General features: G+C 44.5%; 21 protein-coding genes and 1 tRNA gene. 8 read left to right on the forward strand and 14 right to left on the reverse strand.

The window, feature by feature from the left end; genetic code table 11:
- Positions 1-10: 10 nt before the first annotated feature.
- From G500_RS23735 to ribH, 3 genes are all read right to left on the reverse strand, one after another.
- Positions 11-2341: an efflux RND transporter permease subunit gene (locus G500_RS23735; protein WP_035757631.1), complete on the reverse strand. Its 2331-nt coding sequence runs from the start codon at positions 2339-2341 to the stop codon at positions 11-13.
- Between the two features lie 68 nt (positions 2342-2409).
- Positions 2410-3522 (reverse strand): glycosyltransferase family 9 protein, encoded by a 1113-nt coding sequence (locus tag G500_RS0115090; protein ID WP_051203701.1) that lies wholly within the window; start codon positions 3520-3522, stop codon positions 2410-2412.
- Positions 3523-3613: 91 nt separating this feature from the next.
- Positions 3614-4132: a 6,7-dimethyl-8-ribityllumazine synthase gene (gene ribH / locus G500_RS23740; RefSeq protein WP_035757633.1), complete on the reverse strand. Its 519-nt coding sequence runs from the start codon at positions 4130-4132 to the stop codon at positions 3614-3616.
- Positions 4133-4562: 430 nt separating this feature from the next.
- On the opposite strand from ribH, the gene G500_RS0115100 reads away from it, so the two are divergent.
- From G500_RS0115100 to G500_RS0115120, 5 genes are all read left to right on the forward strand, one after another.
- A tRNA-Ser gene (locus tag G500_RS0115100) sits at positions 4563-4650 on the forward strand.
- A gap of 114 nt (positions 4651-4764) precedes the next feature.
- Positions 4765-5610, forward strand: a complete 846-nt coding sequence (locus G500_RS0115105) for a MotA/TolQ/ExbB proton channel family protein (RefSeq protein WP_027003162.1) — start codon at positions 4765-4767, stop codon at positions 5608-5610.
- An 89-nt stretch (positions 5611-5699) separates the two neighbouring features.
- Positions 5700-6227, forward strand: coding sequence for a hypothetical protein (locus G500_RS23745; RefSeq protein ID WP_035757635.1), 528 nt, complete (start codon positions 5700-5702; stop codon positions 6225-6227).
- Between the two features lie 8 nt (positions 6228-6235).
- Positions 6236-6817, forward strand: coding sequence for an ExbD/TolR family protein (locus G500_RS0115115; RefSeq protein ID WP_027003163.1), 582 nt, complete (start codon positions 6236-6238; stop codon positions 6815-6817).
- Between the two features lie 41 nt (positions 6818-6858).
- Positions 6859-7320, forward strand: coding sequence for an ExbD/TolR family protein (locus tag G500_RS0115120; protein WP_051203703.1), 462 nt, complete (start codon positions 6859-6861; stop codon positions 7318-7320).
- 366 nt (positions 7321-7686) lie between these two features.
- Here the strand turns inward: G500_RS0115120 and ftcD are convergent, their stop codons facing one another.
- On the reverse strand, positions 7687-9360 hold the full coding sequence (ftcD, locus tag G500_RS0115130) for a glutamate formimidoyltransferase (RefSeq protein ID WP_027003165.1): 1674 nt from the start codon (positions 9358-9360) through the stop codon (positions 7687-7689).
- A 92-nt stretch (positions 9361-9452) separates the two neighbouring features.
- The gene (locus tag G500_RS0115135) at positions 9453-9887 is read right to left on the reverse strand and encodes a TerB family tellurite resistance protein (protein WP_027003166.1); all 435 of its coding nucleotides are present in this window, start codon (positions 9885-9887) and stop codon (positions 9453-9455) included.
- 321 nt (positions 9888-10208) lie between these two features.
- Here G500_RS0115135 and G500_RS0115140 point away from each other — a divergent pair, with 321 nt between their 5' ends.
- Both G500_RS0115140 and G500_RS0115145 read left to right on the forward strand, forming a co-directional pair.
- Positions 10209-10628 carry a nucleoside-diphosphate kinase gene (locus G500_RS0115140; protein WP_027003167.1) on the forward strand — a complete coding sequence of 140 codons (420 nt, stop codon included), beginning with the start codon at positions 10209-10211 and terminating at the stop codon, positions 10626-10628.
- Positions 10629-10707: 79 nt separating this feature from the next.
- Positions 10708-11220: a phosphoribosyltransferase family protein gene (locus G500_RS0115145; RefSeq protein ID WP_027003168.1), complete on the forward strand. Its 513-nt coding sequence runs from the start codon at positions 10708-10710 to the stop codon at positions 11218-11220.
- Between the two features lie 177 nt (positions 11221-11397).
- Here the strand turns inward: G500_RS0115145 and G500_RS0115150 are convergent, their stop codons facing one another.
- The 9 genes from G500_RS0115150 to G500_RS0115200 form a co-directional block, all read right to left on the reverse strand.
- Positions 11398-12054 carry a hypothetical protein gene (locus tag G500_RS0115150; protein WP_027003169.1) on the reverse strand — a complete coding sequence of 219 codons (657 nt, stop codon included), beginning with the start codon at positions 12052-12054 and terminating at the stop codon, positions 11398-11400.
- A 149-nt stretch (positions 12055-12203) separates the two neighbouring features.
- Positions 12204-12860: a 3-oxoacid CoA-transferase subunit B gene (locus tag G500_RS0115155; RefSeq protein WP_027003170.1), complete on the reverse strand. Its 657-nt coding sequence runs from the start codon at positions 12858-12860 to the stop codon at positions 12204-12206.
- A 38-nt stretch (positions 12861-12898) separates the two neighbouring features.
- On the reverse strand, positions 12899-13591 hold the full coding sequence (locus tag G500_RS0115160; protein WP_027003171.1) for a CoA transferase subunit A: 693 nt from the start codon (positions 13589-13591) through the stop codon (positions 12899-12901).
- Between the two features lie 83 nt (positions 13592-13674).
- A complete protein-coding gene (locus tag G500_RS0115165; RefSeq protein ID WP_027003172.1) occupies positions 13675-14370 on the reverse strand; it encodes an ABC transporter ATP-binding protein in 696 nt (231 codons plus the stop codon).
- A 70-nt stretch (positions 14371-14440) separates the two neighbouring features.
- Positions 14441-16258, reverse strand: coding sequence for a caspase family protein (locus G500_RS0115170; protein ID WP_154657175.1), 1818 nt, complete (start codon positions 16256-16258; stop codon positions 14441-14443).
- Between the two features lie 105 nt (positions 16259-16363).
- Positions 16364-16759 carry an effector-associated constant component EACC1 gene (locus G500_RS0115175; protein WP_027003174.1) on the reverse strand — a complete coding sequence of 132 codons (396 nt, stop codon included), beginning with the start codon at positions 16757-16759 and terminating at the stop codon, positions 16364-16366.
- A gap of 182 nt (positions 16760-16941) precedes the next feature.
- Positions 16942-19920, reverse strand: a complete 2979-nt coding sequence (gene secDF, locus G500_RS0115185) for a protein translocase subunit SecDF (RefSeq protein WP_027003175.1) — start codon at positions 19918-19920, stop codon at positions 16942-16944.
- A 174-nt stretch (positions 19921-20094) separates the two neighbouring features.
- Positions 20095-20550, reverse strand: coding sequence for a hypothetical protein (locus G500_RS0115195; RefSeq protein ID WP_154657176.1), 456 nt, complete (start codon positions 20548-20550; stop codon positions 20095-20097).
- 126 nt (positions 20551-20676) lie between these two features.
- Positions 20677-20997 carry a hypothetical protein gene (locus tag G500_RS0115200; protein ID WP_027003177.1) on the reverse strand — a complete coding sequence of 107 codons (321 nt, stop codon included), beginning with the start codon at positions 20995-20997 and terminating at the stop codon, positions 20677-20679.
- 190 nt (positions 20998-21187) lie between these two features.
- Between G500_RS0115200 and rocD the strand changes: the two genes are divergently transcribed.
- A complete protein-coding gene (rocD, locus tag G500_RS0115210) occupies positions 21188-22429 on the forward strand; it encodes an ornithine--oxo-acid transaminase (protein WP_027003179.1) in 1242 nt (413 codons plus the stop codon).
- The last annotated feature ends 78 nt before the right edge of the window (positions 22430-22507 follow it).

A 22507-nucleotide genomic window follows, 5' to 3' on the forward strand; every position in this document is an offset into this window, starting at 1 on the left:
AGACAACTCTCTATTTTTTATTTTTAAAACTCATCAAAAGAGAAGGCAGCAACAATAAATTGGTAAGCATCGCAATTAGCAAAGTCGTAGAAGTGAGAACGCCCAAAGCCACCGTTCCCCCGAAATCTGACCCCGTAAAGATGACAAAGCCTGCAAAAAGGATAAGGGAGGTATAGACCATGCTTTTTCCCGTTTCGCGCAAACTTTTGAGGATAGCCTCGTAGTGGTTGCGTCCGTTTAGCAAAAGTTCCTGACGGTAGCGCGTGAGGTAGTGCAGGGTGTCATCTACCGAAATGCCAAAGGCAATACTGAAAATGAGTGCGGTGCTGGGTTTGAGCGGTACGCCAAAATAGCCCATCAAGCCTGCCGTTAGCAAGAGCGGAATGACGTTGGGAATCAAGGCGATAAGGACAATTTTTAGGTCTAAAAATAAAATCCCCATAATCACCGCAATTAGAATACAAGCCAAGATAAGGCTACTTTGTAGGCTACTGATAAGATAGGCGTTGCCTTTGATGAAAATGGGCGTTGTGCCTGTGATAGTAGCTTGGAATTGGCTCTCTGCCAAATTTTGTGTTAGAATTGGTTTGAGGTCGTTTTCTATGAGCGAATCCATACGAATAGAACCGATATCCGCCACTTTAAACGAAATGCGCACTTTCTGCCCTGCGCTATCCACAAAGGCGGCGAGCATTTGGTTAGAAGTCGTGCCTTTTTCATTGCGTAAATACTGCTGAATATAGGGCGCACTCCTATTAGTGGGCAGGGTAAAATCGGCAGGGTTGTTTCCAAAATAGGCTTGATTGGCGGCTTTGAGAAAACTCACCATCGAGACCGATTGTGAAAGGTAGGGCGATTTTTCCAAATCTTGAATCAGGCTATCCAAAATTTTGAGGTTCTTGGGGTTGCGAATGGCTTTTTCCTTACCCAAATCCACAACCACTTCTAAGGGCATGACCCCTTTGAAATGTTGCTCAAAAAAGGCTAAATCTTTGCGAATGTCGCTCTCTTCGGGCAAATCATCTACCATATAAGATACCGCCGTAATTTTGGAAATCCCCACTAAGGCAACAATTAAGACCAAAGTTGCACCCAAATAGACTTTGCTACGGTGGCGCAAAATCAGACTTTCAAAAAGACTCAAAATCTGATTGACAAAACGCGATTCCAAATGCTTGGTATGGCGTTCCGAAGGGGCAGGCAGGAAAGAAAAAACCGAAGGGATAAAAATTAGACTCACCAAAAAGGTAATGAAAATATTGATGCCCGCCACGATACCAAATTCGCGCAAGAGGTCGGTTTCGGTATTGAGCAGGGCTAAAAAGCCTACTGCCGTTGTGGTATTGGTCAGAAGTGTTACGATACCTATTTTTTCTATCACCGAAGCAATAGCCGCTTTTTTATCATTCAGACGCAAACACTCTTGGTGGTATTTGGTAAGCAAATAAATGCAGTTTGGAATCCCTATCACAACCAAAATGGGCGGCAATAGTCCCGTAAGTAGGGTAATTTTGTAGCCTAAAATGCCCAAAGTTCCGACCGTCCAGATGATAATAATGCCTATTAGGAGCAGCGGCACAAAAGTAGCGGAAAAGGAGCGGAAAAAGATAAAGAGAAAAATCGCCGTTACGCCTACGGAAAGCATCAAAAACCAGTTGAGTTCGGTCTTGACCTGCCCTGCCACTACGCTGCGTACATAAGGCACACCTGCATAGTGGAGCTTTACGCTCGTTTTGGCTTCAAAGGCTTTGCCCAATTCTTCCACTTTTGCCACTACCAAGTGCTTATAGGGGCTACTTAAAATGGCAGGCGAAAGGGAAATGGCTAAAAGTGTGGCTTGGCTTTCAGGGTTGTAAATTTGTCCCTGATAGAGTTTTAGCCCTTCTGCAAAGGCAAGCAGGCTATCGAGTTGGGTTTGGTCTGAAATGGCACTATCGAGTAGGAAATCTACTTCGAATCGTTTTTCTTGGCGGTTGGCTTTTAGATACGGCAGACCTGCCAATCCTACTACGCCTTTGATAAGGCGAAGCGTACTATCGGGCGTTTCTACCTGCAAATTGGCGATAGCTTGTCGCAATTTGACCCATTCATTAAAATTTTGGTATTCAAAAAGGCGTTTGTCGGCACTGCCTACTACTAAGATGTTGTCGTCTTGTCCGAAAAGGGCTTTAAATTGGATAAAATACTGCATATCAGCATCTGTATCGGGTACGATTTTGGCAAAATCGTAGGACATTTCTGCCTTCCTGCCCTGCCAGCCCATAAAGGCGGTTGCAAGCAGCAATAAACACAATAAAACAATTCGGTATTGAAGAATGAAATGGGCAATTTTTTTCCACATAGTTAGGAGTAGGTTCGTAAAGTGCTATCTGCTTTTTTAGGGTGCAAGCAATTTGACCATCGAGAGGATTAAATCCATTTTTGCAGGGCAGCGACTACCGTTTCTACGGCAATATCGTCCATGCACGATTTTTCGCGCTTACAGCGATTGCCATAGTAGCAATCACAGCCCGAAGTAGGCTCTATGATTTGTCCTCTGCCATAGAGTTCAAACTCGTATGGGTTGAAGATGTTATTAAAAAGCAAAAGTGGCTTTTTCAATCCTATCGCAATGTGCATCATCATCGTTACGGCACTTACAATCAGGTCGCATTGGTTTGAAATTGCCATAAATTCGGGTAGCGAAAAACAGCCCAAATAAGTTGCGCCCGTACTTTGGGCGTAGATTTGGTTTTGCGCCTCTTCGTCTTTGCCCCCTAAAAGCAGGGGAAAATGCCCCTGTGCTTGGATATTTTCTATCAGCGCAATCCAATTTTGAGGTTTCCAAAGGCGCGTCTGCCAACGCACGCCACAGCCTGTATTGAGTCCGATAATTTTTTTCCCTTTCGCCAAATCTTGTAGTTTCCCTTTCCAAAGGGCATCTAAATCAGGTCGGACTTCCAAAACGTACTCTTCTTTTTGAAAATCGAGGTGGCAAATTTCAAAAATCTCCTCCAAATAATTTTTGGTATTGGCTTTTGAAAGGTTATCGAAAAGCCCTGTCAATAATTTGTGTTCGGCGGCAGCGTCGGCGGCAATGATGTGTCCATCTTGCCATGAAAAGCCGTATTTGGTCTTTGCCTGCACCCGACTAAGCAGAATACAGGCTTCCTCGTCTTTGTCTAAATTGATAGCCAACTCAAACGCCTGATTTTGAAGGATATAAAGCGAGGTTTCATCATAACGGTAGATGCGCTCTATCTGATTTTTCGGCAAAATATCGGGCGAAAGGGTAAGCCAAGAGATGTAGCTATTGGGATAGACCTTGCGAAGTCGCTCCAAAAGCGGTGTCGTCCGAATGACATCGCCAATCGCCCCTAATTTGATAATCAAGATGCGAAAACTCTTGGGTGCATAGTGCGAACAAGCATTGCACATCACGCCAAAATCTTTGTTCGGTTGGCAGGGAATATGTCCTCTGAAAAAACGGCAGTCGTATTTGACTTCTTCGGGGCGAATGGCGGGGCGAATGGTAGGATTCATGCGAAAAGGCGGAGTAAAAGCAAAAATAAAGACTTATTTTGTGGAAGTTTGCCCAAATGCTTCTTTTAAAAGGCTTAGGCTACTCGATTTTTTAAAGCAACTGTTGTAGGGCAAGCATCTTGATAGCAGCATGCGCCGCTTCGTCGCCTTTATTGCCATGCTTTCCGCCTGCGCGGTCTAAAGCCTGTTGGGGCGTATTGGGCGTGAGAACACCAAAAACTACGGGCTTATTATTTTCTAAACTCACCTTCATAATACCATCAGCGACGGCTTGAGAGATAAAATCAAAGTGGCGTGTTTCGCCTTGTATGACACAGCCCAGACAAATGACGGCGTTGACTTCGGCTTTCTGTGCAAACCACTGCGCCGCTAAGGGCAATTCATAACTGCCCGGTACGGGGTGCGAAACGATATTATCACGACTTGCTCCTGCGGCTAAAAGCGTGGCTATCGTGCCGCTTTCTAAGGCGTGTGTTACCTCGGCGTTCCATTCGGATACCAAAATGACAAAGCGCATCTTTTCTATGCCGACAAAAGTATGAAGGGCATGCGCACTTAGGTTTTGTTTCTCAAAACTTGCAGCAGAAGAGGGGTTCGAATCTGTATTCATATTCATTATTCACAGGGCAAAACTTAGGAGAAGGGAAAAGGCTTTTGCAGAAGTGCCTTTTTTTGAAAGGGCAAAAATACGTTTTTTTTCCTAAAACCCTAAACCAGACAAGCCCACAGGCGGCAGCCCTGCCCTGTCTTTTTTGCTTTCCAATGTTACGGAATGGTAAAATTTGACTTCTACATTTGGAGATAGCCAAATTTATCAATTTCTTTGCCCTTACTTTGTAAAAAAAGGCGATTCTCACGTTTTTTCTAAAAAAAGGTTGCATTTCTTAGGGCAAAAATTTGAAAGTTCGAAAAAAATACTTCAAATTTGGGCTTGCGTTTCAAAGATAAAGTATCGTTTTGCTTGTTCGCTCTTTCCTTTTGCCGCTAAGGGCGAAAAAATAGGGGCAAGGCATAAAATAAACGTCTTCAACCGACTACATAGAGAAGTGTCCGAGTGGCTGAAGGAACTCGCCTGGAAAGCGGGTATACCTCTCAAGGGTATCGCGGGTTCGAATCCCGCCTTCTCTGCTAAAAGTGTTGCGTTTTCCCCAAAGGCGTACTGCTTTTTTTTATGATTTTCAAACCTAATCCTCTGCATTTCTTTTTGGCAACAACTCTATAAAACTAATGACTTTCTGACTCATGAAAAAAATCCTTGCAAACTTAACCCTCGCCTTTGCACTTGTAATGGCTCTTTCGCTACCTTTCAGCGGACAAGTTTTGGCTCAAAACCCAGACTCCATCGAAAACGCCGCTAACCCTGATAGCGCAGCCATGACAACCGAAACGGCAACCCCCGAAGAAACCACACAAACTGCCGAGGCTACTACTGCCACAGAAGAAGAAGCTCCTGCCGAAGCAACAGGCACGCAGTTTATCAAGCAGAAATTTATTGAAGGTGGTTGGGACTTTATGTCGGCTATCCTGATTTGTTTGATTTTAGGTATGGCTATCGCCATCGAGCGCATCATTGTTTTGAACCTTTCTTCTACCAATACCGAGCGTCTTTTAGAAAAAGTGCGCGACGCACTGCAAGAAGGTGGTATCGAGCGTGCGCAGCAAGTAGCAGCTTCTACACGCGGACCGATTGCCGAAATCTTCACACAAGGCTTGCTTTCTGCCGACAAAGGCGTGGATATGGTAGAAAAAACCGTTATGGCGACAGGTTCTGTTCAGATGAGCAAATTAGAAAAAGGCTTAGTATGGCTTTCTCTTTTCATCTCACTTGCGCCTATGCTTGGCTTCATGGGTACGGTATTGGGTATGATTGATGCCTTCGATAAAATTGAAGCAGCAGGCGATATTTCTCCAAGCCTTGTAGCAGGTGGTATCAAAGTCGCTCTTATCACGACGGTAGGCGGTCTTATCGTTGCCGTAATTTTGCAAGTTCTTTACAACTATTGTGTGGCCAAAATCGATTCTTTGGTTATAGATTTAGAAGATGCTTCTATCTCTTTGGTGGATTTGATTATCAAGTACAAGAAGTAAGCCTTTAAAATTTCGCCCGTAGAGGGGGCAGCCGCTCCCTCTTGCGCTCATTTTACTTTCTTTCTCAATCGCCCTCAATTTGTAACGATATGAAAAATCTTTCTCTTAGTAATATCATCTATGGCGTAGTGGCTGTTATGATATTCATTTTTGTAATCAAAGGCTTTGTCGAGTATATGCCTGCTATTGATGCAGCCCGTACTGAAGCCGCTCAAAATAAAGGATACGAAAATCCCACAGACGAGCAAAAGAGCAAAGTCAAGCTCTCAAGCAAGGTGGATAATCAGGTAAAAGGTGCAGTCGCTGGTGATGCGATGGTTACTTTGAGCATGATTCTACTCTTTGCCGCTATTGCAGGTGCAGTGGCTTTGCCCGTCTTTACTGCCGTAAAAGAAGGACAGCTTAAAGGCTTGGTCTATATGGCAGCCGCTGGTGGCATACTCTTGGTCTTATTCGGTATCGGCTATCTGATGGCAAGCAACGAACCCTACGAAAAGTATGGCGTTGATGCTTCTGGCTCACAGATGATAGGCGGTTTATTAGGTATGGTCTATATTTTAGCTATTGTTGCCATTTTGGGTATCGTGGCTAATATTTTTGCAAAAAGATTTAACTAATTTCAACTATGGCAAAGAAGAAAAAGAAAGCACCCGAAGTCAATTCCAGCTCTATGGCGGATATTGCCTTTCTGTTGCTCATATTCTTTCTCGTTACGACGCGCATCGACACAGAACGCGGTCTTTCTGTGCAGCTCCCGCCCAAGCCGAAAGAAGAAACCAAACCTACTGACGTAAATCAGCGAAATGTCTACAAAATCCTCATCAATTCGCAAGACGACCTTCTAATAGAAGATAGCCCGGGTGATGTAAAACAGATTAAAAAAGATGTCATCAAGCACCTTAAAAATAATGGTGCAGACCCTAATTTCGCAGACACCCCACAAGTAGCCGTCGTTTCCATTCGCGCTGATAGAGGCACCAGTTATGACTTTTATTTGCAGATAGCCGACCAAGTGCGTGCCGCCTACAATGAAGTTCGCGCTGACTACCTAAGCCAACAGCTTGGCAGGCGCGTAACGGTAGAAGAATTTATAGAAATTTCGAAGCAGGATAAGAAAAAGCACGTAGAGTGGTACACTATGGCAAAGGACGCTTATCCGATGAACGTTTCTGATGCCGAACCCACAGGAGGCGAAGCGGCGCAATAAGCGCAGTCCCTTATCTTTTCCAATCTTAACCCCGCAAGGTGATGCAAATCAAGAAAAAAAAGAAAGAAGAACCCGTCATTCCTACCTCCGCGCTCCCCGACATTATCTTTATGCTTCTCTTCTTCTTTATGGCAGCAACGGTATTGCGTGAGCGTGATATTTTGGTAGAAACGGCAGCACCCAAAGCCTCTCAAATACAGAAGTTGGAAAAGCGGCGTTTGGTGAGTTTTATCTATGTAGGAAAGCCGCGCGACGTAGGCAAATTCGGCTCCGAGCCGCGTATTCAGCTCAACGACGTATTGGCTACTCCCGAAAATATCCCACAGTTTGTCTTTTCAGAAAAGAGCAAACTACCCGAAGTGGATAGAGAAAAATTAGTCGTTTCGCTCAAAATAGATAGAAATGTCAAGATGGGTATCGTAACTGACGTGCGCGAAAAACTAAGAGAATCTAACGCACTCAAAATCAATTACGCTTCCGTAACAAGCAGCGACGAAGAATAAAATAACCTACGCTTTTCGTTTTAAAAGGGCGTTGTAACAACGATAAAAGCCTTAAATACACCCCACCCCAAACCCCGCCCCCATAGGGCGGGGCTTTGATTCGGAATCATTTTTTTTGCATAAATGCAAAAAAAATGATTTGGTTTTCGAACCCTCCCCTATGGGGGGAGGGCAGGGTGGGGGTTCAGGAGGCTTGCACGAAGCACAAAACCCTATTTTTTGACCTTCTGACCATTGTAACAACGCCATTAAAAGCCAAAAACCTAAGAAAATAGCATTTTCTTAGGTTTTTTTGTGCGGACAACGCCTTATCTCTACGTAAGCGAATGATGTTAAAATTTCACAGGGCTGCCTTTCAGACCCTTACTACATCTTACTTTGCACAATTTCCAATACTTCGGCTTCCATCTTTTCGGCGGTGTCGGCTAAGGCTTTTGCCTCTGCAAAAATTTCGGCTACATATTCCTTGTCGCTTTCTGAAGCCGCATTGATTTGGACATTTAGATACGCCCCCCTAACGGCAGCCCGCAATGCCAACGCGCCCACGCCTGCGTCAGAAACCGAATTAGGATTGCCCGAAGCCGCCATCGCCTTGATGAGCGGAAAGGCAGATACGGCAGTTCGGATAATTTCCAAAGGCACTTCTATTGCATTGCGATTTGCCTTTGCGATAGCCTGACTACGCACGATTTTTTCCTGCTCCGAATCTTTTGGCAGTTTAAACGCCTCCATAATGGCATTGAAGGCGGCGGTATCTTCATCTACCAAATAAAGTAGGCGATTTTTGATTTTTTCGCCTTCTTCGGCATAGTTAGAAAATTCTTCCCAATGTGCGTCCCAACCGCGCTTATGAGAAGAAAGGTTTGCCACCATTGTACCCAAAGCCGCCCCCAAAGCACCCATATAAGCCGATACCGAACCGCCCCCCGGCGCAGGCGACTCCGAAGCCGTTTCGTGTGCAAAATCTGCCAGCGAAAGCCCTACCAAAGGACGCGCATTTTTTTCTGCAATGCGATACTCGATGATTTTTTCTTCGGCAATAAAAGGTTTTAAATCATCAAGTCCCATAGATTTGATGGCAATTTTGATAAGTTCGGCTTCTGAAACGCCGACCGAACGCTGCTGCTTGCGAAGGAAATATTTGCCTGCTTCGAGCATCATACGCAAAGGCAGAAGTCCTACAATTTCCGTCCCCGTAACGCGCAAACCGCGCTGATAGGCACTTTCGGCGATGGCTTCGAAGGCAAGGTGCAAGGGAGTAGCGTTGATGTCGGTAATGTTCATCGAAACCTGTGCAATGCCATATTCAGCAATGTACCAACCGATAGCCTTTGTGCCTTTGCAAGCACCTGCTTGGCGAATTGGCTCACCTTTTTCATCAACAAGCGGCTTGCCTTCGCTATCCATTACTACCCTGCCTGCCTCGCGCACATCAAAGGCAACGGCGTTGGCGCGTCGTGTAGAAGTGGTATTGAGGTTGAAATTGACAGCAATGAGGAAATCACGTGCGCCGATAGCGGTTGCACCTGTGCGAGGGCGAAATTCGGCTGCACCGTAGTCGGGCTTGTGTTCGGGCTTTTTGAGTTTTTCGGGTAAGGCTTCATATTCGCCTGCCCGCACATACGCCAAATTTTTGCGTTCAGGTTTGGTAGCGGCACTTTCATAGCAATAAACGGCATAGTCTAATTCGCGCCCTACGCGCTCGGCTAATTGGTGGGCTAACTTTGCCGTTTCTTCCATGCTAATATTGGCTATCGGAACAAGCGGACAAACGTCGGTAGCCCCAAAGCGCGGATGCTCGCCCTTGTGCTTGCGCATATCAATTAGCTCTTGTGCCTTTTTGATGGCGCGAAAGGCGGCTTCCAAGACGGGCGCAGGCTCACCTACAAAGGTTACGACGGTGCGATTGGTAGCGTATCCGGGGTCTACGTCTAAAAGTTGTACGCCTTCCACGCTTTCTATTTGGTCGGTGATTTCTTTGATAATTTTCAAATCTCTACCTTCCGAAAAATTAGGCACACATTCTATCAACTGTTTCATAAAAAAAGAGAAATAGGGTTGGGAAAAGAAGTCGGACAAAATTACGGCTTTTTTCCAAACCCCTTGATAGCGTATTTTCTCTTTTCTAATCCCTAACCAAGCCTGCGTGATAAACTTGCAAAAATCTCATCTCGCTTTTGTTTTTTGATAGCAGCATCGATAATATCTTCGACAATAACATCTACTACCTGCGCCTTGAAACCCAAAGCATTAGCAAAACGGCGACATTTATAGACTTCGTCTTCATCTATCTCACCATCAATAAGCATCATATACACAAGGTCTATGAGTTGGTCGAGTCGTTCTCTATCGCTCGAAGGTGGATAAAATTCTACCCCCTCTGGATATTTTAAAACGCTGACATAATCCTCGCGTGTTATGCCAAGTCGCTCTCCGACGTGCAATAAGAAATCCTGCTCGTCTTCGTTAATATCGCCATCGGCAGCAGCTATAATGAGAAGATTTTTAATGTGACTTTTTTGCTTTTTCCGTTTTTCGCTATTCATAAAGCTATCAAGAAAACCCATAGGATAAAATTTTTGAGTTGGTAAATTAAAGACTAATAAAAAAACTTACGGCACGAATATACGAGTTTAGCATTTGATATAAAATAGTAAAGCTATTTTAAAGCTATTGTATGAAATTACTTGCAATACAAATAAGGGACATGAACAGAGTTGAAGATATAAAGTATTGACTGTCAAGCACTTTTATATTTCCCATGCAATTTTTTGCAATAAAAAAAATGTAGGCGAATACGTGGAGAATTTCCTAAGCTGCATTTGAAAAAAAACGTAACTTTGCAGGCGAATAGACTTGTTTATCTCTTTACCCTTAACCCTTTGCAGATGGCGACGAATCGCACCTTTACCATGATTAAGCCCGACGCTTTTAGCGCAGGCAATGCAGGCAATATTTTGGCTATGATAGAAAAAGCGGGCTTCCGCTTGGTAGCGGCAAAAATCACTCACCTTAGCCCTGCACGTGCAGGCGAATTTTACGCTGTCCATAAAGAGCGTCCTTTCTACCAAGACCTCTGTGCTTATATGTCTTCGGGTGCTATCGTGGCTGCCATTTTAGAAAAAGAAAATGCGGTAGAAGATTTCCGCAAACTTATCGGCGCAACCGACCCTAAAAAAGCCGACGCAGGCACTGTACGCGCCCTTTATGGCACTTCCATCGAAGCCAATGCCGTTCATGGCTCTGATTCTGATGAAAATGCCGCCATCGAGGGTAGCTTTTTCTTCTCTAACTTAGAACAATTCTAAACTTAAACGGTTTATTTTTCAAACCCTAAGCGCGAAAAGAGGCTTGGGGTTTGAATTATTTTTATTTTTTCAAAATCCTATGCCTGCTTCTCCGCAAAATAGAATCCTGACTGCCGCCCAAACGCTGCAAAAGATACGCCGTTTGGCTTATGAAATTTATGAGCAAAATTTTGGTGTAGATACCCTTATTTTGGCAGGTATCCAAGAAAATGGCTATGTGTTGGCACAAAGGCTCAAGGCGGAACTCTTAGCGATTGCGCCCATAGAAGTAGAACTGGTATCGGTAGAATTAGACAAATTGTATCCCACACAAAGCAAGGTAGGCATTTCTGTTCCTTTGCCGACCTTAGAACAACAGGTGATTATTTTGGTAGATGACGTTCTGAATACGGGCAGGACTTTGGCTTATAGCCTGCGCCCTTTTTTAGAAGTGCCGATTAAAAGGCTGCAAACGGCGGTTTTGGTAGATAGAAACCACGCCGATTTTCCGATTGCGGCAGACTTTGTAGGGTATCGCCTCTCGACTACACTTTTGGAACACGTAGAGGTAATTTTGAAAGAAAATCAGGAAATAGGCGTTTATTTGTATTAGATTGCTGTTTTTTAGGTAGAAAAAGCATTTTTATAGCATCGATTTGTAGGAATTTGTAGGAGCAGGGCATTGCCTTTTCAGTAGATAGGGGAGGCAAAAAAAGACAAGCCCTTTCAGAACTTGTCTATAATTTGTTTGTAATTTGTTTGTAATTTGTTTGTGATTTCTTTACAATTTTTAGTTATTAACCACTGCGGCTAACTTTTCCTTGTTTTGCTTCAAGAGTTCTCTCTCTTGGGCGGTAAAAGTTTTTTCGTTATCAGCTTTGGCACGCGCTTGGGTTTCTTCAAGCCCCTTCGCATAATTTTCTTGCTGTGCTTGGGCAGATTTGATGACTTCTTCTATCTGCTTGCGCGATTCAGGGTCTAAATCAGGGTTATTGAGTTGTTCTTTGTAGCTCTCTATGGAGGCTTGTATTTGGTCTGTTACCTGCCCCGATAAATCTGCATTTTCCATTTGCAGATATGCCAATCCGCTGGTAATCTTCATGTGAGTGGCTAAAAAGTCGTTGAAGTCTTTAAAACCCTTATCCGTAATTTTCTGACGAATTTCGACATTTGCCATGAGTGCGCTTTTGTCGCCCCAATTTTGCCCTGCAAAATCCTGCATAACCGCTATGTAGTTATCCAATATTTCCTGATTCAAAGTTACGGGGTAGGCATTTTCGCCTTCCTGTGCATTTTCTACCGTTATGCCTTCTTCGGCTAAGGCTTCCTGTACGGCTTCTTGGGCTTTGTTTTGAGCGGCTTCTTTGATTTTATCACAACTGCTCAATCCGAAAAAAAGTACGGTCGTTGCCACACATAGGGGCAGCATAAAAGAATAGCGTTTCATAAAAATAGCGTTTAAAAGAGATGACGAAAAAAGAATTTGAAGCCGCAAGATACGAATAAAAAATTTATTCCGAAAAAAGTCCTATTTCTACGCAAGTCCAAATTGAAACCCTAAGCCCTTTATCGAGGCTTAGGGTTTGTTGTGTTTGGTTAGATTTTCATTTCAGGCACGTGTGCAGGAATGATAAGTTTGCCTTCGGTCGCATTTTTTACCTGCTCAACGCTCACACCAGGGGCAGTTTCTACTAATAAAAAGCCTTCTGGGGTGATGTCTAAAACGGCTAAATCAGTTACCACTTTTTTGACACAACCCAAACCTGTGATGGGGAGGGTGCATTTCGAAAGGAGTTTCGATTCGCCTTTTTTATTGGTGTGCATCATCGCCACGATAATATTTTGGGCAGAGGCTACCAAATCCATCGCGCCTCCCATGCCTTTGACCATGACGTTGGGGATTTTCCAGTTGGCAATATCGCCATTGTCGGCTACTTCCATCGCACCCAAAACGGTCAAATCTACGTGTCCGCCGCGAATCATGGCAAAACTAAGGGCAGAGTCGAAGATAGAAGAACCAGCTAAGGTGGTGACGGTTTCTTTGCCTGCATTGATGAGGTCGGCATCTACTTTTTCTTCGGTAGGATAGGGACCCATTCCGAGCAGTCCGTTTTCTGATTGCAAGACGACTTCGATACCTTGGGGTACGTAATTGGCAACTAAGGTAGGGATTCCGATACCTAAATTGACATAAAAGCCGTCTTGTAGTTCTTGTGCAATGCGTTTGGCAATGCCAAATTTATCTAAGGGCATAGACTAAGTTCGTTAGAGTTGGGAAAAAAAGGAAGATATTATTTTTGCACCGTTCTTTTTTCGATGCGCTTTTCATACCCTACGCCTTTGAAGATGCGCTGCACAAAGATACCCGGCGTATGGATAAAATTGGGGTCTAATTCGCCCGCAGGCACTAATTCCTCTACTTCGGCGACGGTAATTTTTCCTGCCATCGCCATCATAGGATTGAAATTGCGTGCCGTTCCCTTGAAGATAAGATTGCCCATTGTATCGCCCTTCCATGCCTTGACGAAGGCGAAGTCGGCGGTTAGGGCGGTTTCTAATACGTACATTTTCTCTCCGTATTGGCGCGTTTCTTTGCCTTGTGCCACTTCGGTACCGTATCCAGCAGGTGTGAAAAAGGCGGGTATGCCTGCGCCCCCTGCCCGACAACGCTCGGCAAGCGTGCCTTGTGGAATTAGCTCTACCTCCAATTCGCCCGTAAGCAGTTGGCGTTCGAATTCGGCATTTTCGCCTACATAGGAGGAAATCATTTTGCGTACTTGCCGCTGTTGGAGCATGAGTCCGATTCCGAAATCATCTACGCCTGCATTGTTGGAAATACAAGTGAGATTCTTCACGCCCATCTTGACCAGCGCGGCGATACTATTTTCAGGGATACCACAGAGTCCGAATCCGCCCAGCATCAGGGTCATGCCATCGCTGACTCCTACTAAGGCATCTTCGGCATTTTTATATACTTTGTTCATCTTGTTGAGTGTAAGGAAATGGATTTGCCATTCCAAAGTTTAGAAAAAAAAGTTGAAATACAAAATGCAAACACAGAGGCGTACTAACCTGCGCTAATAATGCGCCCATCGAGCATTTCTATGATGCGGTCGGCGTTGCGTGCAAATTCGTCATCGTGTGTAACGGCGATAATGGTCTGTTTGTATTCGCTTGTCAGTTCTTTGAAGATGTCGAAAACAATTCGGGTGTTGTTGGAATCTAAATTCCCCGTCGGCTCGTCGCCCATGATAACGGCAGGGTCATTGATAAGAGCGCGTGCAATCGCAACCCTTTGCTGCTGCCCCCCCGAAAGTTGGCTGGCGCGTTTGAGTGCCTGCTCTTTCACCCCCAAAAGTGCTAATTTGGTATAGGCGCGTTCCTCTATTTCGGCACGTGTGTAAAGCCCTAATTTGAGAGCAGGGAGCATCACGTTTTGCAAGACGCTAAATTCGGGCAGCAAGTAATGAAACTGAAAAACAAAGCCAATATGGGCATTGCGAAAATGTGCCAAAAAATTTGCCTCCTTGCCCGTCAGTAGCTCCTCTTTGATGTATAAATCGCCTTTATATTGCGTATCCATCGTGGAAAGGATATACAGCAAAGTAGATTTCCCACAGCCCGATTTGCCGATAAGGGTTACAAATTCGCCTTCGCCAATTTCTACCGTTATATCTTTGAGGGCATGAAATTCGAGGGGGCTATAAAAAAACTTGTTGATTTTTTCAGCCTTCAAGACCAATTTTTCCTTTTGTGCTGCCATTGAAACGCTAAATGCTAAGAGTTTTAAAATATGGAAAGAATTTCATTTTTTAAAATATTTTACAAACATTTTAAAAACTTTTGAGAAACTGCAAGAACTGTTTTAAAAGTTTGGCATTGCCCGCCTGTGAAGCTAAAGCAAAGCTCGCCTCATTTCTATTGCTAAGGGAACGGTAGAGAAAGGCTTGGTCGTTTTCCTGTTTTTCGTAAATAAAAATACTGGGAATACTTTTGGTATTATACGCATTTTTATCTACAATAAAAGGCGAAAGATTTAAAAAAGTAGGCTCTATGCGTTTGCTATCCTTTACCAACAAAACCGAATGGCTATCTGTATAAAAAAGCGAAGGCAGTTGGCTAATTTGCCCTAAGTTGGTACTTTCCGAACTCACTTTACTAAGAAAGTGCAGAAAATCGGGCTTTTCATTTTTGAGCTTGACAATCAAGATGTTTTTGACCGAAACCAACTCATAGGCAGTCAGGAAGGCTAAACTTTGCAGCAAACGGCTCAAAGCCTGCTCGGTCTGACCGCAGAGAGCTGCCCAATAGTCGCTCTCTTTTTCTGCCAAAATCTGGTCGAGCGGCTTTTCATAAAGGCTTAAAAAGTCTTGCGTGATATGTGCCAAATCTTGATTGCCTACTAATTTATCGTGCCATTTTTCTAATTCAGGTATAAAAAAAGGTACATTTTGCGATTTAAAAATCAGACCTACTTTTTGAATGGTATGAAAAAGCCACGCAGGAGTAGGATTGTGAATCTGCTGCAAGTGCGCCTTCCACTCACTTTGCAAGGGCGTAGGCAAAGTCAATTTTTCCGCCATTTGCAAGTCCCAAAGTTGCGCCAAAAGCAAATAGGCTAAATAACGCAGCGTTTCTTCATAGATTTTAAGCGTTTGCTGCAAACGCCATTGCGTCTGTTGGAGTTGGTGGGGCGAGGGGGCGAAAAAGAGTTTGAGTTCTTCGGCAATAGAGAGGGGATAATGATTGATGATATGATTTGCTTTCTGAGTTAGTGCCAAATTGTCGTGATAATCTTCGTCGGAATCATCTTCGAAATAACGGCTCAAATCGTTGATTTCATCAAGCCCTACATCATTTTGGACGTTAATAAACTGTTCGGGGCGGTAGTGCTGCATGGCTTGAAAAATTGGCACAATGAGGTTTCTATTGCGCTCGGCAAGTGGCAGCAGTACGTCGTAATTGTTTTGCGCAAAGACTTTTTCCTGAATGATATTGGTATTGATTTGTCGCGGTTCGGGAAAATCCTTGCTCAAAAGGCTTTCGCGCACGTGTCGGTATAGGTCGCGGAGCGTAATTTCGCGTTTTCTATTGTTGATGCCTTTTTCCAAAGCCTCAACAATTTCATTGGTAAAAGCCGAATAAAGGGTTTCCAAAGGGTACTTCGAGGGCGTATTTTTTTTAGACGAAGCCATTACATAGTAATTGGTCTTTTTGAAATACTCGAAGGCTTTTTCGCTAAAACAAGCATCAATAATCAAGATGACATCTAAGCGTTCTTTGTTGATGATGCGGCTCATCATCTCGATGGAAAGCCCTGAAAACAAGACCGTTTCTACCGTTGTGCTGCTTAGGGTCAGATAAAGTTCGTTGTTGTCGTCTAAAACGCCATGTCCTGCATAGTAAATCAGGAGGGTCTTTTTCGCTTTTTGGGTAGCCTGTGAAAGGGCAGTAAATACCTTCTGGGGGTTGGTTTCGTTGTAGAGGGTCTGGATATTGTCGGCAGCCATGCCTATGGAGTCAGAGGCAAGAAGCGTTTGGAGCTTTTGCAGGTTGGTTTGTGCAGCAGGTAGGGGCGGCAAGGCAGGGTCTTGGTACTCGCTCACCCCTATCAGCAGTGCCTGTGTGTGTTCAGCGTCGATGAGTTTCATGGCTGCAAAGCAAGATGAAGAAGGCAGCAAAACGCGCCTCTACTTCGGAAAAGCCCCTTGAAAGGGTGCGAAAAGTGAGAAAAAGAGAAAAACAAGCGCAGGGTGCTATTCGCTCGCCTTCGGATTTTGGAGCAGAGCCGAAATTTCACGCACCAAATCGGCAGTATCGCGGTTCATCTGTTGGGCATCGATTTTGAGTTTGCCGCCGTTGGGTGTGGTGATGTCTATTTTGAGCTTTTGCCCGTTGGTAGTTTTGGTTTTTTCTCTAAAAAAGACTTGTAGGGATTTGACAAGATGCACCACCGCAGGCGCACCCAAGACAACGGCTAAGACCGCCTCCAATGCGCCTCCAGCCTCGTCGGGGGCAAGTTCCTTGCGCACAGTTTCAATCTTATCATAGTCTAAATCTTCGTCGTTTTCGAGCCACTGGCGCAAAGAACGGGCTTCCTTTTGGGCTTCCTCGTTTTCTAAGCCCTCGATTTGCAAAAATAGTGATGCCATATTGGAAAAAAGAATGGAAAATGAGTAGGAGTGCGCCCTACGCGAAGGGCTTTATTCGTAAGATTACAATCGGCAAGGTAGGTATTTTTGCGCGATTTTGCAACTTTATTTTTTGACAACCAAAAAACCCCAATACACCGAAGGGTGCATTGGGGTTTGAAAGAAGGACAAATAAGGGCTTACTACACTTTTTCGGCAGCTGATTTTTCCGCTTCCGCCTTGATTTTCCTACCTGAAAAATCTAAGACCAACGGAGTCGCCACAAAAATAGAGGAGTACGTACCTACAATGATACCCACAAAAAGAGCCAAAGAGAAGCCGCGCAACACTTCGCCCCCAAAGACGAGCAGAATCAAAATCACAACCAAAGTAGTGGCAGAGGTCATGACTGTGCGGCTAAGGGTTTCATTGATGGCTTTATTGAAGACAGTAGCCAAATTTTGGTCTTCTCTGCCCACTAAGGTTTCGCGAATCCTATCAAAAACAACCACAGTATCGTTCAAAGAATAACCGATTACGGTCAGGATAGCGGCGATAAAGACTTGGTCTATTTCCAAATTCAGACCCAAAGCATAGGTAAGAGCAAATACACTCAACACAATCAAGGTATCGTGGAAGAGCGAAACCACTGCGCCTAAGCCGAATTTCCAACCATTGAAGCGTACCCAAATGTAGAGGAAAAGCGCAATCAGCGAATAAATAACAGCAGAGGAGGCAGCATCGCGAATGTCGTCGGCGATAGTAGCCCCTACTTTTGCCGTACTTACAATCGTCGGATTGAGGTCTTTGTAGGCTTCTAAGCCTGTCATGACGGCATTTTGCACTTCGGTATCGATTTCAGAACCTTCCTGCTCTACTTTGTAGTTGGTCGTGATTTTGACCTTATCGCTGCCGTCGTAAGATTTTACCTCTACGCTGGCTGCAATCGCTTTCAAAAGGTCGGCTTTAATTTGTGTAGGCGATACCTCTTTTTCAAATTGTACCACATACGAGCGTCCGCCTTTGAAATCTACACCCAAGTTCAAGCCGTTGGTGAAAATTAAGCCCAATCCGATAGCAATAAATACCGCCGAGATGCCGTAAAACATCTTGCGCTTGCCCATAAAGTCGAAATGCGCATTTTGAAGGAAGTTTTTAGAAATGCCTGTTTCGAGTTTGAAATTGCTATTATCACCTTGTTTTTTGGTAATTTGTGCAATAAGCAAGCGCGTAATAAAGACGGCAGTAAAGAAAGAGCAAAGGATACCGATAATCAACGTTACGGCAAAACCTTTGATGCCACCCGAACCGAAGACGAGCAAAAACGCCGCCGTAATGAAAGTGGTGATGTTGGCATCTAAAATCGTGATAAGGGCGCGATTAAAGCCTAAATTGATAGCCTCTGTGAGCTTGACCCCATTGCGGAGTTCTTCTCTGATGCGCTCAAAAATAAGCACGTTGGCATCAACAGCCATACCCATCGTAAGAACGATACCTGCGATACCGGGTAGGGTAAGCGAAGTGCCAAATTGCGTCATCAGACCAAAAACAAAGAAAAGGTTGAAAAGCAAGGCTGCATTAGCCACTAAGCCCGCTTTGGCATAGTAAAGCACCATAAAGACTACCACTAAGCCCAATCCGACCAACGCCGAAATGATACCCTGATTTTGTGCCACTTTACCCAAAGAAGGTCCCACGACGGCTTCTTCTACAATGCGCGTAGGCGCGGGGAGCTTACCTGCCTTCAAGATATTAGCAAGGTCGGAAGCCTCTTCGATGGTGAAATTACCTGAAATAGAGGAGCGTCCGCCGCCAATTTCCTCATTCACACGAGGAGCAGAATACACCAAGTCATCTAAAACGATGGCTACTTGCTTGCCTACGTTTTCGCGCGTTAGGTTTTGCCAAGTTTTAGCACCTTCGGGGTTCATGGTCATGCTCACGTAAGGCTTGCCAAATTGGTCGTAGTCGCCGCTGGCATCAATGACTTTATCGCCACCAAGGGGCGCGATTCCGCCCATGCCTGCCTTAATGACGTGCAGGGTGTAAAAATTCTCGCCATTGTTTTCGAAAGTAGGCTTGACGCTCCAAAAGAATTTGACCGTAGAAGGAAGCAAAGCCTTCACGCCTTCGTCGCGCAACATGGCATTGACCGCCGCCGTATCTTTTGAAGCATACAAAAGTTCGTAAGGGCTTGCTAATTTGGCAAGCATAGGCGAAACGTTGGTGGGGGCTTTTGTTGTGTCGGCTTGTGCCGTCGCTGTCGAGTCGGTAGAAGTAGAATCGTTTTGTGCCACTTTGCTGCTGTCGCCTTCTACAAAGAGGTCGTCCGAAGTAGTTTCGGTAGTTGTAGAATCGGTAGTGGTTTGAGCCGTTTGTGCCGTTTGGGTAGTGTCGGTCTTAGGCATTTTATTTTCTACCCAATAAGTATTGATGTTCATCAAAAACTCTTGGTATTCTTGTGGCTGATAGACTTCCCAAAACTCCAACTTGGCTACCCCTTGCAAGAGTTTGCGCACCCTTTCAGGGTTGTCTGCTCCGGGTAGTTCTACTTGGATACGATTTGTCCCTTCCAAAAGGGTGATATTGGGCTGCGACACGCCAAATTTATCGATACGGGTACGGATAATTTCAAAGGCGCGTTGGATAGCCGAATCCACTTCTTTGTCGATGAAATCCATTACATCTTTGTCCGTAGATTGGAAGGTGATTTTAGAGCGGTTGTCGGCGGTAGAGAAGATGTTGTTGAGTTTGTTTTCTCCTGCTTTTGCCTTGAAAGCCTCATAGAAAAGCACCGTAAATTTGTCTTGGCGCGAAGCCTGCATTTTTTGCGCCTCGTCTAAGGCAGCCAAAAAGTTAGGGTCTTGGCTATTGCCAGAAAGCGATTTGATGATATCGACAGGCGAAATTTCTAAGGTAAGCTGCATGCCACCCTGCAAGTCGAGTCCTAAATTGAGGGCTTTGTCTTTAACCTCCTGATAGGTGAAGGCTTTAAAGCCCAAATTATAGACCTCTTTATTCGAGATAGAGTCTAAATATTGGCGTTTTTTGGCTACGCTGCCTTGTGCGAAAGCATCTGCATCTTTTTCCACGCTACGCGCTACAAAGGTAAAAGAGAGATAAAAAGCACAAAGCACTGAAACCAAAACGCTGATGAAAATAATCAGTCCGCGATTTTGCATAAGATAAGGATATGAAATAGGTAATTGAATGAATAAAGTCGAGAGAAAGGGGAAGCACCAAACCAGCACTTCACAACCAAAAGCCTATCAATTTTCGAAGTCGAGTATTTTTTTTGAAATCTTACCCGCTTTAAAATTAGGTTTTAGGGCTAAAAGAGTACAAAAAGGATACGTTTAAGGGGCTTTCGTTGCGATAAAGCACTGAAAAAGAGCCTTAAAATGGGCTGTGGTAGGAAAAAAGTAGGTCTTTTCTGTTGTTCCGATTTTAAAAAATGCCGCAATGGGAAATTCGAATACAAAAAAAGGACTTGCCCAAGCTATTTTTTCTACCCAAAAGGCAGGAATTTGTAGCAGGGCATCAGTTTGAAGCTGTTTTTTAAAGATAAGTTGGGGCGAGCTGCCTTCCGCTTCTTGCTTTTCTTCTGACGCTGCATCTTTTATAGCCGTCTGAAAGGGCGTTTCGAAGTGTGAAGGGTAGGCATAGGAAAGCCAAAAGGAAGCACTATTTCCAAATAAGACCCAAAACGCCATCAAGGACATCAAGACCGCCAAAGAGCGGCTTTTGAGCCAAGAAAAACGCTGTGGCTTTTCAAACATCAAAAAAGAATCTTTTGGAGAAGTGCGCATCATAACTAAAAGCAAAAGAAATATCGGGCGCAAAGATAGGGGAAGGATATTAAAAATGCAAATTCGCTTTTTTGTGCGGCACGATAGACCTAAAAAATGAGTATAAAAAATGGGCATAAAAAAAAGCACCTATTCGTAAGAAATGGTGCTTTCGCTTTCGAAGCTATCAGAATAAGCCTCTTTTTGCGGGTTCAAATTTTGCGCTTTGGGTAGTTGCTGCCGCTCTATTGCGTCTTTTTTGTCCCCTTTGAGGCTGCGCGAAAGTTGGCAGGTGGCTTCTTTCCAAACCGAAGGGCTTTCTTTTTGTGTTTGGGTAGAAAGCCATACTTTTTGTACCGACTCTACCGAAGTTGCCGCCTCGCTTTGCCAATTATCCCAAACAAGTGTGCCAAGATTGAAAAAGGCAAGGAGCAGGAAGGCGAAGATAAGATATTTGTGCTGTGCTTTCATAAGGTCTTCAAGTTGTGTGTGTTGATATAAAGACAAAAAAAGACGGCAAATCGTTGCATGGCGGCAAAAAGTTTTATCGTAAAAATTCTAAAATTGGGCGCAAAGCCTAAAAAGACACGCGCTTTTGTGGCTTTCGTTTGCTTTTCGTATCTTTGTCGAAACCCATTTTTAACCACAAACACAAGAATTTATGCTTACAGCCACTCAATATAGCAGTCACGAACTAATTGCGCTCGAAGAGGCACATGGCGCACACAACTACCACCCGCTGCCTGTGGTCTTGGATAGAGGCGAAGGCGTTTTTTTGTATGATGTAGAAGGCAAACGCTACTACGATTTCCTTTCGGCTTATAGTGCCGTCAATCAGGGACATTGCCACCCCCATATCATCAAGGCACTGACCGAGCAGGCGCAAAAACTGACCCTTACCTCACGCGCTTTCTATAATAGCGTCTTAGGGGTCTATGAAAAATTTATCACCGATTTTTTTGGGTATGATAGAGTCCTGCCCATGAACACAGGCGTAGAAGGGGGCGAAACCGCCATCAAACTCTGCCGCAAATGGGCATATAAAATCAAGCAAGTACCTGAAAATCAAGCCAAAATCATCTTTGTAGAAAACAACTTTTGGGGCAGAACCTTAGCCGCCGTTTCTTCTTCTACCGACCCAAGCAGCTATAAAGACTATGGTCCTTTCCTACCCGGTTTCGAAATCATACCCTACAACGATTTAGCAGCCTTGGAAAAGGCACTACAAGACCCTCATGTGGCGGGTTTTATGGTAGAGCCGATTCAGGGCGAGGCGGGCGTTGTCGTTCCTGATGCTGGATATTTGAAAAAAGCCTACGAACTTTGTAAAGCCAAAAATGTTTTATTCATTGCCGACGAAGTGCAGACAGGCATTGCGCGTACAGGCAAGCTCACCGCTTGCGAGCATGAAGGCTTCAAACCCGACATCTTGATTTTGGGAAAAGCCCTTTCTGGCGGCGTGCTGCCCGTTTCTGCCGTCCTGACAAGCCATGAGGTGATGCTTACGATTCGCCCCGGCGAGCATGGTTCTACTTTCGGAGGCAACCCTTTGGCGTGTAAAGTTGCGATGGCAGCATTGGAAGTAGTAGAAAATGAAAAGCTATCCGAAAATTCCGAAAAAATGGGTATCCTTTTCAGAAAACGCATGGAAGAGATGATAGCCAAAACCGACCTTGTAACCTTAGTGCGTGGAAAGGGCTTGCTCAATGCTATCGTCATCAACGACACCGAAGATAGCCCGACCGCTTGGAACATCTGCCTTGCCTTGCGCGACAACGGCTTGCTTGCCAAACCTACCCATGGCAATATCATTCGCTTTGCGCCGCCGCTGGTCATGACGGAAACACAGCTACACGAGTGTTGTGATATTATCGAAAACACAATCCTGAATTTTAAAAAGTAAAATAGGTCATAACCCCAATGATGTTAAGTTCTGTAAAAAGCCTTGTTTTGTCAAATTTGATACGAAATAAAATTTGGA

It is taken from the genome of Hugenholtzia roseola DSM 9546 (genome assembly GCF_000422585.1).
GTDB classification, from domain to species: Bacteria; Bacteroidota; Bacteroidia; order Cytophagales; family Bernardetiaceae; genus Hugenholtzia; species Hugenholtzia roseola.